The 13,858-nt window shown below is 69.8% G+C and carries 14 protein-coding genes; 10 read left to right on the forward strand and 4 right to left on the reverse strand.

Features of this window, described 5'->3' with window-relative positions:
* Positions 1-179: 179 nt before the first annotated feature.
* Entirely contained in the window at positions 180-317 is a 138-nt protein-coding gene (locus NQ160_RS09325; protein ID WP_257514944.1) for a hypothetical protein, read from the reverse strand.
* Between NQ160_RS09325 and NQ160_RS09330 the strand changes: the two genes are divergently transcribed.
* The gene (locus tag NQ160_RS09330) at positions 316-657 is read left to right on the forward strand and encodes a hypothetical protein (RefSeq protein ID WP_257514945.1); all 342 of its coding nucleotides are present in this window, start codon (positions 316-318) and stop codon (positions 655-657) included. The genes NQ160_RS09325 and NQ160_RS09330 overlap by 2 nt on opposite strands.
* Positions 658-708: 51 nt before the next feature.
* On the opposite strand, the gene NQ160_RS09335 is transcribed toward NQ160_RS09330, so the two are convergent.
* Complete coding sequence (locus tag NQ160_RS09335; protein ID WP_257514946.1) at positions 709-1,074, reverse strand: hypothetical protein; 366 nt, start codon at positions 1,072-1,074, stop codon at positions 709-711.
* Between the two features lie 174 nt (positions 1,075-1,248).
* Between NQ160_RS09335 and NQ160_RS09340 the strand changes: the two genes are divergently transcribed.
* The 3 genes from NQ160_RS09340 (at position 1,249) to NQ160_RS09350 (ending at position 3,066) form a co-directional block, all read left to right on the forward strand.
* Positions 1,249-1,743: an FHA domain-containing protein gene (locus NQ160_RS09340; protein ID WP_257514947.1), complete on the forward strand. Its 495-nt coding sequence runs from the start codon at positions 1,249-1,251 to the stop codon at positions 1,741-1,743.
* Entirely contained in the window at positions 1,743-2,426 is a 684-nt protein-coding gene (ftsR, locus tag NQ160_RS09345; RefSeq protein ID WP_257514948.1) for a transcriptional regulator FtsR, read from the forward strand. The genes NQ160_RS09340 and ftsR overlap by 1 nt, the downstream gene beginning before the upstream one ends.
* Positions 2,427-2,520: 94 nt before the next feature.
* Entirely contained in the window at positions 2,521-3,066 is a 546-nt protein-coding gene (locus NQ160_RS09350) for a MerR family transcriptional regulator (RefSeq protein WP_257514949.1), read from the forward strand.
* A 200-nt stretch (positions 3,067-3,266) separates the two neighbouring features.
* Here the strand turns inward: NQ160_RS09350 and NQ160_RS09355 are convergent, their stop codons facing one another.
* Entirely contained in the window at positions 3,267-4,076 is an 810-nt protein-coding gene (locus tag NQ160_RS09355; protein ID WP_257514950.1) for a ParA family protein, read from the reverse strand.
* 93 nt (positions 4,077-4,169) lie between these two features.
* Between NQ160_RS09355 and NQ160_RS09360 the strand changes: the two genes are divergently transcribed.
* The 3 genes from NQ160_RS09360 to NQ160_RS09370 are packed head-to-tail and all read left to right on the forward strand — an operon-like array spanning position 4,170 to position 9,780.
* Positions 4,170-7,577 carry a pyruvate carboxylase gene (locus NQ160_RS09360; protein ID WP_257514951.1) on the forward strand — a complete coding sequence of 1,136 codons (3,408 nt, stop codon included), beginning with the start codon at positions 4,170-4,172 and terminating at the stop codon, positions 7,575-7,577.
* 47 nt (positions 7,578-7,624) lie between these two features.
* Entirely contained in the window at positions 7,625-9,289 is a 1,665-nt protein-coding gene (locus tag NQ160_RS09365) for a MinD/ParA family ATP-binding protein (RefSeq protein ID WP_257514952.1), read from the forward strand.
* Positions 9,289-9,780 carry a peptide deformylase gene (locus tag NQ160_RS09370; protein ID WP_257514953.1) on the forward strand — a complete coding sequence of 164 codons (492 nt, stop codon included), beginning with the start codon at positions 9,289-9,291 and terminating at the stop codon, positions 9,778-9,780. The genes NQ160_RS09365 and NQ160_RS09370 overlap by 1 nt, the downstream gene beginning before the upstream one ends.
* Before the next feature lie 89 nt (positions 9,781-9,869).
* On the opposite strand, the gene NQ160_RS09375 is transcribed toward NQ160_RS09370, so the two are convergent.
* Positions 9,870-11,699, reverse strand: a complete 1,830-nt coding sequence (locus tag NQ160_RS09375) for an AMP-dependent synthetase/ligase (protein ID WP_257514955.1) — start codon at positions 11,697-11,699, stop codon at positions 9,870-9,872.
* Between the two features lie 150 nt (positions 11,700-11,849).
* On the opposite strand from NQ160_RS09375, the gene NQ160_RS09380 reads away from it, so the two are divergent.
* The 3 genes from NQ160_RS09380 to NQ160_RS09390 all read left to right on the forward strand — a co-directional run.
* Positions 11,850-12,791 (forward strand): ROK family glucokinase, encoded by a 942-nt coding sequence (locus tag NQ160_RS09380; protein ID WP_257514956.1) that lies wholly within the window; start codon positions 11,850-11,852, stop codon positions 12,789-12,791.
* A 2-nt stretch (positions 12,792-12,793) separates the two neighbouring features.
* The gene (locus NQ160_RS09385; RefSeq protein WP_257514957.1) at positions 12,794-13,480 is read left to right on the forward strand and encodes a lysophospholipid acyltransferase family protein; all 687 of its coding nucleotides are present in this window, start codon (positions 12,794-12,796) and stop codon (positions 13,478-13,480) included.
* Positions 13,481-13,554: 74 nt separating this feature from the next.
* Positions 13,555-13,858, forward strand: a 304-nt coding sequence (locus NQ160_RS09390; protein ID WP_257514958.1) for a 3-deoxy-7-phosphoheptulonate synthase, incomplete at its 3' end; no start/stop codon positions are given.

Genomic DNA, 13,858 nt, shown 5'->3' on the forward strand with positions numbered 1-13,858 from the left:
GCGACCGTGCTCCCGTCGGCGGGATCCGACGCGATCAGCTCGTCGTGCGCGGCGGCGGGGGCCGCTGTCGCAAGCACACCGGCCAGGCTCAATCCCAGGGCGGCGGTGAGGGTGCCCAGGAGGGCTCGGCGGGGGGTGCGGGTGGGGGAAGGCATCACCTCTCCGACCCTACCCGGGGGCTACCGCGTGTCGGCCGGCCGTCCTACCATGACCGGCAGGCGGGCCCCCTGCTCGTCGAGCACGGACGATAAGAGGTGGGCGATGGACTCCAGGATGATGGATGCCGTTTCGAAGGACATGTCGGCGGTTCCCGGCATGGACACGATGGACATGGCGCTGATGCAGGCGTGTATGGACGCGTGTTCGGCGTGCGAGCAGGCGTGTGCGGTGTGTTCGACGCAGATGATGGACTGCGCACCGGCGTGCATGAACTGCGCCGACATGTGCAACACGATGATGCGCGCCATGCTGCGGATGCAGGGCATGACGCCCGCGTCGATGGTGGCGATGTTGGATGCCTGCATCGCGATGTGCGCCACGTGCGAGGACATGTGCCTGCCGCACGCCGAGATGAGCGAGGTGTGCCGCATGTGCGCCCAGGCGTGCCGCGCATGCATCGACGCGTGCCAGGCGGTCAAGGACTCGATGACGGTCTGAGCCGACGCCTTCCGGGTCCGTCGGTTTCGTTCGTCCCGGGGACGGACGCTTCTACTCGGCGTGCCCGCCGATCGGAGCAACGTTGAACCACCGTCTGCCCACGGCCAGCACCTGGTAGCGGCGGTGGAGGGCGACCGGGGTGCCGACCTCAGTGACGTGCGCCGCGCCCGCCGCGCTCCATACGATCGCGGACTCGCCGGTGTCGACGGCGCGGAGAGACACCGTGCCCGCGGCGGCATCCACCTCGTCCACGATCGCGTCCGACCATTCGGCCGGGGTCGCCGACGCCAGGCGGGCCTGGATGAGGTGCACCGCGTGGCCGGGGGCGAACACCGAGCACCGCTGCCCGAGCATGCACATGCAGGCCGTCCGCTCACGCACCTCGGTGGGCGGGCGGTGGTTGCGCGGCGTGGTCATGGCGCGGTTCCTTCCTGGTTCTCCGGGGCTGATGGAGGCCACGCTACGTCGAGGCCCGCCCATCGGCACGCGCGATGACATACACGGAAACACCCGTCCCGGGGGTGCGAACCCGCCGATCCGGACTGCGCGTCCGACGGCGCATCCACTAGGCTGAATCGCCAAGGAGGAAGCGTGGACGAGAACGACCGTCGAGAGCACGGAAACATCCACCGCAATGCGGCGGATGCGAGCACCCCTGCGGGCGGGTCGGATACGACGCAGACCTTCGGTCACGACTCGGACCTTTCTTTCGTGCCGTTCGGCAGCGAACTGACCGAGGCAGAGCTCGAGGCCATCGCCTCGCTGCCGTCGCGATCGGCGCTGCTCATGGTGCGCTCCGGCCCCACGGCCGGTGCGCGGTACCTGCTCGACAGCGACGTCGCCACGATCGGCCGCCACCCCGAAGCGGACATCTTCTTCGATGACGTGACCGTCTCGCGCCGTCACGCCGAGATCACACGCACCGGACTCACGTTCGAGATCGTCGACCAGCGGTCGCTGAACGGCACCTACGTCAACGGCGAGCGGGTCGACCGCGCCATCCTCACGGACGGCGCCGAGGTGCGCATCGGAAAGTTCCGGCTCAACTTCTTCATCGCACCGGTCGACCGCGCGGCGAGCGCTTGATGGCTCAGGCCTCACCCCGCGGACGCTCAGCGCCCGCGGGCTACCTCAGCATCGGGCAGGTACTGGCCCGGCTGTCACCCGAATTCCCCTCCCTCACCAGCAGCAAGCTGCGCTTCCTCGAGGTGCAGGGGATCGTCGCGCCCACGCGCACGGAGTCGGGCTACCGCAAGTTCTCCCCGGGCGACCTCGAGCGGCTGCGGCTGGCCCTGTCGCTCCAGCGTGACCACTACATGCCGCTGCAGCGCATCCGCGAAGTGCTCGACGAGCGCGACGCCGGTCACGACGTCGGCGCGCTCATGCCGCCGTCGATCACGGCCACCCCGCGCCGATACCGGCGAGACGAGCTCATCGCCGCAGCCGGCGCCGAGGCCGGGCTGCTCGGCGACGCGATCACCGCGGGTCTGCTGGCCGGTGCAGACAGCTACGACGAGCGCGCGCTGACGCTGCTGCGCGCGCTGGCCGGGCTGGCAGAACACGGTATCCAGCCCCGCCACCTGCGCTCGCTGCGCCAGAACGCCGAGCGCGATGTCGCCCTGGTCGAGACGGCGCTGGCACCCATGCTGCGTCGCAGCGACACCAACGCCCGCGCCCGTGCGGGTGAGCTGGCACCCGAACTCGTGCGCCGGCTGGACGAGCTGCGTGTCGCTTTCGTGCAGACGGCGCTCGAGAGAATCACGCCGTAGCGCGACACGCCGACGTCTGGAAGCGGATGTCATTGAAGGTGCCCCTCGGCTCCTCTAGCGTGGAAGAACCGACCGAACATTTGAGGAGACGAGCATGACCGCTGACGAAGCGGCCGACGGGCAGCCGTTCCTCGCCGACCTCCTGTTCACCGACGGACTTCCGCAGATGGACGACGAAGCCGGCTATCGCGGAGCGCAGGCGGCGCGCGCCGCCGGCATCACGTACCGGCAGTTGGACTACTGGGCGCGCACGGAACTCGTGCAGCCGACGGTTCGGGGAGCGTCGGGGTCGGGATCGCAGCGGCTGTACGGCTTCCGCGACATCCTCGTGCTCAAGCTCGTGAAGCGCCTGCTCGACACCGGCATCTCGCTGCAGCAGATCCGCACCGCGGTCGACCAGCTGCGCGCAGCCGGCATCCGCGACCTGGCCGGGACCACGCTGATGAGCGACGGTGCGTCGGTATACCTGTGCACCTCGAACGACGAGGTCATCGACCTCGTGAGCCGCGGACAGGGCGTCTTCGGCATCGCCGTGGGCAAGGTGCTTCGCGAGGTCGAGTCGACGCTGGTGGACTTCGACGCGCAGGCGCCGGACTCCCTCGACGAGCTCGCCGCTCGCCGCGCGAAGCGCACCGCCTGACCCTCGCGAGTGAGTATTCGCGTTCGCGAGTGAGTATTCACGTTCGCGGTCGCGCGCGTCGAGATTCGCGACCGACTACGTAGCCTCGTGGCCGCCGTTGTCTCCGACCGCGGCCGCCACATGCCTGCCGCGGGGATCATTGGCGCAACGAATACTCGCTCGGCGCGACGAATACTCACTCGTCAGCAGCGGCGGAGGGGTCAGGCGCGGGCCTCAGCGGGGTCGGCGATGCGACCCGTCCGCATGACGCGGTCCAGCAGCGCGTCGAAGTCGGCCGCCAGCTCCTGCGCCGAGTCGCCGGGCCAGATGTGCAGCGGCTTCGCGGCACCCTGCGCCTGCTGCAGCGACGTGCGCTCAGGCAACTGCGGCGACAGCACGAGCGGACCGAACATGTCGCGCAGCTCCTTGATGCGGAACTGATGCTCGATCGACTGCGGACGCACGCGGTTCACCACGATCCCGAGCGGCTGCAGCCGCGGCGACAGTCCGCGGCGGATCTCTTCGATCGCCCGCAGCGCGCGGTCGGCGGCGGCGACGGAGAAGAGCCCGGGCTCGGTGACCACGATCACGCGGTCCGATGCCGCCCACGCCGTACGCGTCAGCGCGTTCAGTGACGGCGCGCAGTCGATCAGCACGAGGTCGTAGTCCGCCTCGATGGTCGCGAGCGCCTCCTCGAGCTTCCAGACGTCGCGCACGCTCGGGTGCGGGCCGTCGAAGTTGATCGCCGAGGGGCTGCCGATCATCACGTCGATCGTGCCGGGATGCACCTTGGCCCACCCGCTGGAGGTGATCGCCTGACGGACGACCTTCTCCTTCGGATTGGCGAGGACATCGGCGACGTTCAGGCGACCGGCGACCTGGATGTCCATCCCCGTCGATACGTCGGACTGCGGGTCGAGGTCGACGACGAGGGTGCGGACGCCGCGAGCGAACGCAGCGGATGCGAGCCCTAGCGTGACCGTCGTCTTGCCGACCCCGCCCTTGAGCGAACTGACGGAGAGTACGTGCACGGAGGTCTACGTTACCGTCCTCTAGGCTGTGAGCACACTCAGGCATTCCGGCGTCCAGCGATGCGCGCCCCGGTCATCCCACGTGAGGTGAGCATGTTCCGCAAGATCCTGGTCGCGAACCGAGGCGAGATCGCCATCCGGGCATTCCGCGCGGCCTTCGAACTCGGCGCACGGACCGTGGCCGTCTTCCCCTATGAGGATCGCTATTCGCTGCACCGGTTGAAGGCCGACGAGGCGTACCGCATCGGCGAGCAGGGGCATCCCGTGCGCGCCTACCTCGACGTCGACGAGATCATCCGCGTGGCGACCGAGAGCGGGGCGGATGCCATCTACCCCGGCTACGGCTTCCTCTCGGAGAACCCCGAGCTCGCGGCGAAGGCCGCCGCGGCCGGCATCGCGTTCATCGGCCCGCCGGCCGAAGTGCTCGAGATGGCCGGCAACAAGGTGACCGCCAAGCACCACGCGGTCGCCGCGGGCGTGCCCGTGCTGCGTTCCACCGAGGCATCCGACGACGTCGACGCGCTGCTCGCCGAGGCCGAGGAGATCGGCTTCCCCATCTTCGTCAAGGCCGTCGCCGGCGGCGGCGGGCGGGGGATGCGACGAGTCGAGAAGCCGGAGGAGCTCGCCCCCGCCATGGCCGAGGCGATGCGCGAGGCAGAGAGCGCGTTCGGTGACGCCCGGGTGTTCCTCGAGCAGGCCGTGCAGCGGCCCCGCCACATCGAGGTGCAGATCCTGGCCGACAAGGCCGGCCACACCGTGCACCTGTTCGAGCGGGACTGCTCGGTGCAGCGACGCCACCAGAAGGTCATCGAGATCGCGCCGGCGCCGAACCTCGACGAGGACGTGCGCCAGTCGCTGCACCGATACGCCGTGGCGTTCGCCGAGTCGATCGGCTATCAGAACGCCGGAACGGTCGAGTTCCTGCTCGAGACGGCAGGGCCCCGCACCGGCGAGGTCGTCTTCATCGAGATGAACCCGCGCATCCAGGTCGAGCACACGGTCACCGAAGAGGTGACCGACGTCGACCTCGTGCAGGCGCAGATGCGCATCGCGGCGGGGGAGACCCTCGACGAGCTCGGCCTGCGTCAGGAGGACATCCGCCTGCGCGGCGCCGCGCTGCAGTGCCGCATCACCACCGAGGATCCGTCGCAGGGCTTCCGGCCCGACACCGGCAAGATCACCACGTATCGCTCGCCGGGCGGCGCCGGCATCCGCCTGGATGGCGGCACCACCGCCGCAGGCTCCCAGATCAGCCCGCACTTCGACTCCATGCTCGCCAAGCTCACCTGTCGCGGCCGCGACTTCGAAGCCGCCGTCCTGCGCTCCCGCCGCGCGCTGGCCGAGTTCCGCATTCGCGGGGTGTCCACCAACATCCCGTTCCTGCAGTCGGTGCTCGAAGACCCCGCGTTCGTCGCCGGCGACCTCTCGACGTCGTTCATCGACGAGCGGCCGCACCTGGCCAAGGGGAGGGAGTCCAAGGACCGCGGGTCGAAGATCCTGGGGTGGCTCGCCGACGTCACCGTCAACCGCCCGAACGGCGCGAACCCGGTCACGGTCGACCCGGCATCCAAGCTCCCGGCGCTCGACCTCACCACGCCCGCTCCCGATGGCTCGCGCCAGCGGCTGCTCGAACTGGGCCCCGCCGCTTTCGCGAAGGCGCTGCGCGAGCAGACGGCCCTCGCCGTCACCGAGACGACGTTCCGCGACGCCCACCAGTCGCTGCTGGCCACCCGGGTGCGCACGAAGGACCTCGTCACCGCCGCACCGTACGTCGCCCGCCTCACCCCGCAGCTGCTGTCGATGGAGGCCTGGGGCGGAGCCACCTACGACGTGGCGCTGCGCTTCCTCGGCGAGGACCCGTGGGAGCGCCTCGACGCTCTCCGCACCGCCCTTCCGAATGTGGCGATCCAGATGCTGCTGCGCGGGCGCAACACCGTCGGCTACACCCCGTACCCCACGGCCGTCACCGACGCCTTCGTGCGTGAGGCCGCGGCATCCGGTGTGGACATCTTCCGCATCTTCGACGCCCTCAACGACGTGTCGCAGATGCGTCCGGCCATCGACGCGGTGCTCGCCACCGACAGTGCCGTCGCCGAGGTCGCCCTCTGCTACACCGGCGACCTGCTCAACCCCGGCGAGGACCTCTACACGCTCGACTACTACCTGCGCCTGGCCGAGCAGATGGTGGATGCCGGCGCACACATCCTGGCGATCAAGGACATGGCGGGGCTGCTTCGTCCCGCCGCCGCCGCGCGTCTCGTGTCGGCATTGCGCGAGCGGTTCGACCAGCCGGTGCACGTGCACACGCACGACACCGCCGGAGGTCAGCTCGCCACCCTGCTCGCGGCCAGTGCCGCGGGCGCGGATGCCGTCGACGCCGCCGCCGCGCCGATGTCGGGCACCACGAGCCAGCCTTCGCTGTCGGCGCTGGTCGCCGCGCTTGCGAACACCGAACGCGACACCGGACTGGACCTGTCCGCGGTGAGCGACCTCGAGCCCTATTGGGAGGCGGTCCGCGCCCTGTACCGTCCGTTCGAGTCCGGCCTGCCCGGGCCCACGGGACGGGTCTACCAGCACGAGATCCCGGGCGGTCAACTGTCGAACCTGCGCCAGCAGGCGATCGCGCTGGGGCTGGCCGACGATTTCGAGCTCATCGAGGACATGTACGCCGCGGCAGACGCCATCCTCGGCCGTATCCCGAAGGTGACCCCGTCGTCGAAGGTGGTCGGCGACCTCGCGCTGCACCTCGCGGCCGTCAAGGCGGACCCAGCCGACTTCGAGGCGAACCCGCAGAAGTACGACGTGCCCGACTCGGTCGTCGGCTTCATGGCGGGGGAGCTCGGCGAGCTGCCGGGCGGATGGCCGGAGCCCTTCCGTACGAAGGTGCTGCAGGGCCGCGAGGTCAAGATCGGGGTGACGGAGCTGGCTGCCGACGACGCCGCCGCGCTCGAGGGCGATGCGGCCACGCGCCGCCGCACCCTCAACCGGCTGCTCTTCCCGGGGCCGACGCGCGCTTTCCAGGAGGTTCGGGACACCTACGGCGACCTCAGCGCGCTGGACACGGTCGACTACCTGTACGGCCTGGCGTCCGGCACCGAGCACGTCGTGGAGATCGAGCGGGGCGTGCAGCTGTACGTCGGCCTCGAGGCCATCGGCGAGGCCGATGACAAGGGCATGCGCACGGTCATGACGACCCTCAACGGCCAGCTGCGGCCGGTGTTCGTGCGCGACCGCGGGATCGACGTCGCACACCGCCAGGCGGAGAAGGCCGACACCTCCAAGCCCGGCCAGGTGGCAGCCCCGTTCTCGGGCGTCGTGACGGTCAAGGTGCAGGAGGGCGACACGGTCACCGCAGGCCAGCCGATCGCGTCGATCGAGGCCATGAAGATGGAAGCGGCGATCACCTCCCCGGTGGACGGGGTCATCGAGCGGCTGGCGCTGTCAGGGACCCAGCAGGTGGAGGCCGGAGACCTTTTGGCCGTCGTCCGCCCCTCCGAGTAGCCTGTCAGGGCGGGCGCAGCTGGCCCGAACCCTACTTGGAGTGAGCTGTGACGCCCGAGCGCAACGACCCGACCCACGACGAAGAGCCCGAGAACGGCGTCCTCGCCGACGGCGCGAACCTGGACACCACCGGTATCGGGGTCCTCGGCGCCGCCACGGCCCGGGTCGACGTTGTGCTCCCCTCGAACGACGATGACGACGACGATGACGACGACGAGGCCGTCGATGACGGCGTCGTGATCGACGAGGGCTTCGTCCCCATCGGGTTCGCCCCGGCCACCGCCCCCGCCACCGGCAACGTCGACATCGTCGCCGCAGAGGACGTCACGGTCGACGATGACACCGGGGAGCTGCACCGCTCGGCATTCCAGGAGCTCGCTGACGACGAGGAGTTCGCCGACGAGGTCGTCGCGCCGACGACGGCCGCCAGCGCGACCGAGGGGGATGCCGCGGCGTCTGATGCCGCCCCCGCCGCCGCAGGCGTCACCGCCCCCGCCACGAGCGGCGTCACTGCGCCCACGGCCGCTGCCGTCGCGAAGCCGGCCACGGGCGCCGTCGACGCACCCACGTCCGGTGCCGTCACCGGCTCTGCGTCCGCTGCCGACGCGGTCGCTCCGTCCGGTGTCGTCGCGACATCGTCCGCGTCGACTGCCGCTGCCCGGCGTGCGCGCACCATGGACGAGGCGCACCCGCGCACGGCCGAGCGCATGCGGGCGCGCAGCGCGGAGCTCGCCCCCCGCCGCCTCGGCGAGATCGAGCCCGGACGCGAGTCCGCCGAGCTGCTCACCGCTGACCGTCTGCTCGATCCGAACCACGTGGTCAGGCCCGAACCGGAAGGCACCTGGCAGCACCTCTTGTACTCCCTGTCTCGCCATCGCATCAACCTCGGTGACGGCCGCCGCGCGCGTGAGCGCAAAGAGCTGGACCGCCGCATCGCGGCGACGCTCACCGGCAACGCGAAGTTCGTCCCGGTGCTCTCACGCAAGGGCGGCGTCGGCAAGACCACCATCACCACGCTGCTGGGCATGGCCCTCGCGGACGCCCGTGACGACCGCATCATCGCCGTCGACGCCAATCCCGACCGGGGCACGCTGGCCGACCGGATCGGTCACCCCAGCCGAAAGACGGTGCGCGATCTGGTGCGCCGCCGCGGGGAGATCTCGGGCTACCACGATCTGTCGGACATCGTGGTGCGCGACGAGACCCGGCTCGACGTGCTGGCATCCGACACCGACCCGCACGTCTCGGAAGCCTTCAACGACGAGGATTACAACGAGGTCGCGCAGTTCGCCGCCCACTACTACTCGGTCGTGCTCACCGACACCGGCACCGGCATCGTCCACTCCGTCATGGGGGCGACGCTGGAGCTGGCCGACGAGATCATCGTGGTGACGGGTCTCAGCGTCGACGAGGCGCGCCTGGCATCCGAGACGCTCACATGGCTCGAAGCCAACGGCCACGCCGACAAGGCGCGCAACGCCGTGGTGGTGCTCAACGCGAGCCGCCCGGGAGCGCCGCTCGTGCGTCCCGCTGAGCTCGAGGCCCACTTCCGCTCGCGCGTGCGCTCCGTCGTGCACGTGCCGTACGACCCGCACATCGCCGCCGGAAGTGCCATCTCGTTCCGCGAGCTGCACCCGACGACGCGCGCGGCGGCGCGTGAGCTGGCAGCCACCGTCGTCGAGGGCCTGCGCGACCTCGCGCCCGCTGTCTGATGGCCGTCCGCGACATCCGCCTGTTCGGCGACCCCGTGCTGCGGTCGGCGTGCGCACCGATCCACGACATCGACGACGGCGTGCGCGCACTCGTCCGGGACCTGCTCGACACCGTCGCGCTCCCGGGCCGTGCCGGCGTCGCCGCGAATCAGATCGGCGTGGGCCTGCGCGCCTTCAGCTACAACATCGACGGCGACATCGGCTACATCCTCAATCCCCGGCTGGTGGAGGTCTCGGGCGAGGCGGTGCCGATGGGCGAGGGATGCCTGTCGGTCCCCGGCCTGTGGCATGACGCCGTCCGGCATCCACACGCCAAGGCCGTCGGGATCGACCTCGACGGGAACGAGGTCGTGCTCGAAGGCGACGGCCTGCTCGCGCAGGCGCTGCAGCATGAGACGGACCACCTCGACGGCATGCTCTACCTCGATCGACTCACGCCCGAAGAGCGCCGCGCGGCCATGCGCGAGGTGCGCGAGTCCAGCTGGTTCTGACGCCCACCGCGTGCTGCGGGCAACAACGGCACCACGCAAGAAGGCCCGGGGATCGATCCCCGGGCCTTCTTGCGTCAGCGGTGGAGCAGTCAGCCGCCGAGAGCGACGTTGGTCGTGGTCACCGGAACGGCGTACAGATCCTCGATGTGCGAGGCGAAGTCCGCCAGGATCACGTTGCGCTTGATCGACATCTTCGGCGTCAGGTGACCGCTGGCCTCGGTCCACTCGCTGTCGAGGATGCTGAACTTGCGCACGGACTCCGCGCGCGACACGTGCGAGTTGGCGGTGTCGATCGCCTTCTGCACCTCGGCGCGCACCTTCGGGTCCTTCGCCGCGGTGGCGAGCGTCATGCCGGCGTCCATGCCGTTGTTCGCGAGCCATGTGGGCAGCATCTCGGAGTCGAGCGTCACGAGGGCGCCGATGAACGGCTTCTGATCGCCGACGACGACGACCTGGCCCACGATCGGGTTCGCCCGGATCGGGTCCTCGAGTGCGGCCGGGGCGACGTTCTTGCCGCCCGCGGTGACGAGGATCTCCTTCTTGCGGCCGGTGATCGTGAGGAAGCCCTCCTCGTCGAAGGAGCCGATGTCGCCGGTCTTGAACCAGCCGTCGTGGAACGCCTCGGCCGTGGCCTCGGGGTTGCGCCAGTACTCCTTGAAGACGTTGATGCCGCGCACCTCGATCTCGTTGTCCTCGCCGAGCCGCACGCCCACACCCGGAAGCACCGGGCCCACCGTGCCGATCTTCGACTTGGTGGCGAGGTTCACCGTCGCCGGCGCCGTGGTCTCGGTGAGGCCGTAGCCCTCGAGGATCGTCACACCCAGGCTGTGGAAGAAGTGTCCCAGGCGAGGGCCGAGCGGTGCCGAGCCCGACACGGCGTACTTGACGCGGCCACCCATGGCGTCGCGCAGTTTGCCGTAGACCAGCTTGTCGAACAGGCGGAATTTCAGAGCGAGACCCAGCGGGATCTTCTTGCCGTCCTGCAGCAGGGTGGAGTGCTCCACCGCGGCGTGGGCGGCGGCGCGGAAGATCTTGCCCTTTCCGCCCGCTTCGGCCTTCTGCTCGGCGGAGTTGTACACCTTCTCGAACACGCGCGGCACGGCCAGCAGGTACGACGGCTTGAAGCTGCCGAGGGCCTTCAGCAGCTGGCGCGTGTCGGGCTCGTGGCCCGTCTTCACACCCGCGTGGACGTTCAGGATCGAGATGAACCGTGCGAACACGTGTGCCGTCGTGATGAACAGCAGCGTCGACGCGCCCGGCTCGGCGACGACCTCGCTGAGCGCCTTGGCGGAGTTTCGGCAGAGCTCGACGAAGTTGCTGTGCGTGAGCACGCAGCCCTTGGGGCGACCCGTTGATCCGGAGGTGTAGATCAGCGTGGCGATGTCCGCGCCGACGGCGAGGTTGCGACGACGCTCGATCTCTTCGTCCGAGACCGATGCGCCCGCGGCGCGGAGGGTGTCGAGGTCACCGGCTTCCATCGTCCACGTGTCGCGGATGAGCGGAAGCTCGTCGCGGACCTCCGCCAGGCGGGCGGCGTGGTCGGTGGATTCGACGATGCAGGCGATGGCGCCGGAGTCGGTGAGGTTCCACTGGATCTGCGCGGCCGAGCTGGTCTCGTAGATCGGTACCATGACAGCGCCGGCATAGAAGATCGCGAAGTCGACGAGCGACCATTCGTAGGTGGTGCGTGCGAGGAAGCCGACCTTGTCTCCGGGCTCGATGCCGGCGGACACCAGGCCCTTGGCAAGGCGGATGACCTCCTTCTCGAACGCGGCGGCGGTGATGTCGCGCCAGCCGTCTCCGTCGGGAACGGCGAACAGTGCCAGGTCGGGGGTGCTTTTCACCCGATCGGCGAGCAGATCACTGATGTTTCCCTGCGGATCAGCGGGGACGATCGCGGGAACTTCGAATTGGACCACGGCAACTCCTTCGGTACCGAACGAAAATCGGGTTATTGCGCCGAAACCGAGTGTAACGTCATGCGCGTCGCGCTCCGGGTGACTTGTGCGGCGGCGCAGTAGACTTCAAGACGCCCTGCGCACCGGCAGCGGCGGGAAGAAGGATGCCGCGTGCTCAAGGTCGGGATCGACATCGGCGGGACGAAGATCGCCGGAGGCGTCGTGGACGACGCCGGCAACGTCGTCGAGAAACTGCGAGTCGACACACCCGTCGACACCGAGTCGCTGGCGAATGCCGTGGCCGACATGGCCCGCCATTTCGCGCAGTCCTACGAGGTGGCAGCCGTCGGGGTGGCCGCCGCGGGCTTCATCGACAAGACGCGGTCGGTCGTCTATCACGCGCCCAACATCGCGTGGCGCAACGAGCCGCTGCGCGCGGACCTGGAACGGCGCATCGGCCGCCCCGTCACGATCGAGAACGACGCGAACGCTGCGGGATGGGGCGAGTACCGCTTCGGCGCAGGCCGGGGCGTGGGCGACATGGTCATGCTGACGCTCGGCACCGGTGTGGGCGGCGCCATCGTGTCGCGCGGTGAGCTCGCCTACGGCGGCCACGGCATCGGCGGCGAGCTCGGCCACATGCGGTTCATGCGCGACGGGCGCCTGTGCGGCTGCGGCCAGAACGGCTGTCTCGAGCAGTACGCCTCGGGGCGCGCGCTGCAGCGGGAGGCGAACGAGATCGCCGACACCGACGCCGGCGGCATGGGCGCCGCCCTCGCGCAGATTCGCGAAGAGAACGGCACGCTCGCCGGTCCCGCCATCTCGCGCCTCGTGCTCGCCGACGACCCCGGCGCGGTCGAGGCGCTGCGCAGAGTCGCCACTGCTCTCGGCGAAGCCTGCGGCGGCATCCAGGCGGTGCTCGACCCCGAGGTCTTCGTGATCGGCGGGGGAGTGGCGCAGCTGGGCGAGACGCTCCTCGAGCCGGTGCGCCTGGCGTACGAGACATCGCTTCCCGGCTACGGCGAGCGACCCGTCGCCGACTTCGTCATCGCGCAGCTGGGCAACGACGCCGGTCTCATCGGGGTCGCCGACCTCGCGGGCAGGAGCGCGTAGCGGTGTTCTACTGGCTCATGAAGTACATCGTGATCGGACCGGTCGTCAAAGCGATCTTCCGACCGTGGATCGTGGGCCGGGCCAACATCCCCCGTGAGGGTGCGGCGATCCTCGCCAGCAATCACCTGTCGGTGAGCGACTCGGTCTTCCTCCCTCTCATGATCGACCGGCCGATGTCGTTCCTGGCCAAGAGCGACTACTTCACCGGCAAGGGGGTCAAAGGGTGGGCGACCCGCATGTTCATGAAGGCCACCGGTCAGATCCCCATCGACCGCACCGGCGGCAAGGCCTCGGAGGCGTCGCTCAACACCGGCCTGCAGGTGCTCGGCCGCGGTGACCTGCTCGGCATCTACCCGGAGGGCACGCGCAGCCCCGATGGCAAGCTGTATCGCGGCCGTACCGGCATCGCGCGCATGGCGCTGGAAGCACGTGTGCCAGTCATCCCCGTGGTGATGGTCGACACCGATGCCGTCATGCCGATCGGCCGCACGATCCCGCGCGTCGGCCGTGTCGGGATGGTCATCGGGGAGCCGCTGGACTTCTCGCGCTACCGGGGGATGGAGAGCGACCGCTACGTGCTGCGGTCGGTGACCGACGAGATCATGGTCGCGCTGCAGCGCCTGGGCGAGCAGCGCTACGACGACGTGTACGCGTCGACGGTCAAGAGCCGCGCGGGCTCGGCGCGCTGACGGGGCCTCGCGGCGTTGTCACATGGCGCTGTCACACGGCGCTGGCGTCCGTGGCGCGTCGATAGACTGGCCTGATGCTCCCGCAGACCGACCCCCTCGACGCCTGGCGCGCCTTGCCGATCAAGCAGCAGCCTCTCTGGACGGACCCGGATGCCGTGGCCGCCGTCTCGAGCGAGATCGCGACGCTGCCCCCGCTGGTGTTCGCCGGTGAGGTCGACAACCTGCGTGAGCGGCTGGCCCGCGCCGCCTCTGGCAACGCGTTCCTGCTGCAGGGCGGGGACTGCGCCGAGACGTTCGCCGGCGCCACCGCCGAGCAGATCCGCAACCGCATCAAGACCGTGCTGCAGATGGCGGTCGTGCTGACGTACGGCGCCTCGA

The sequence above is a fragment of the Microbacterium sp. zg.Y909 genome, from assembly GCF_024626565.1.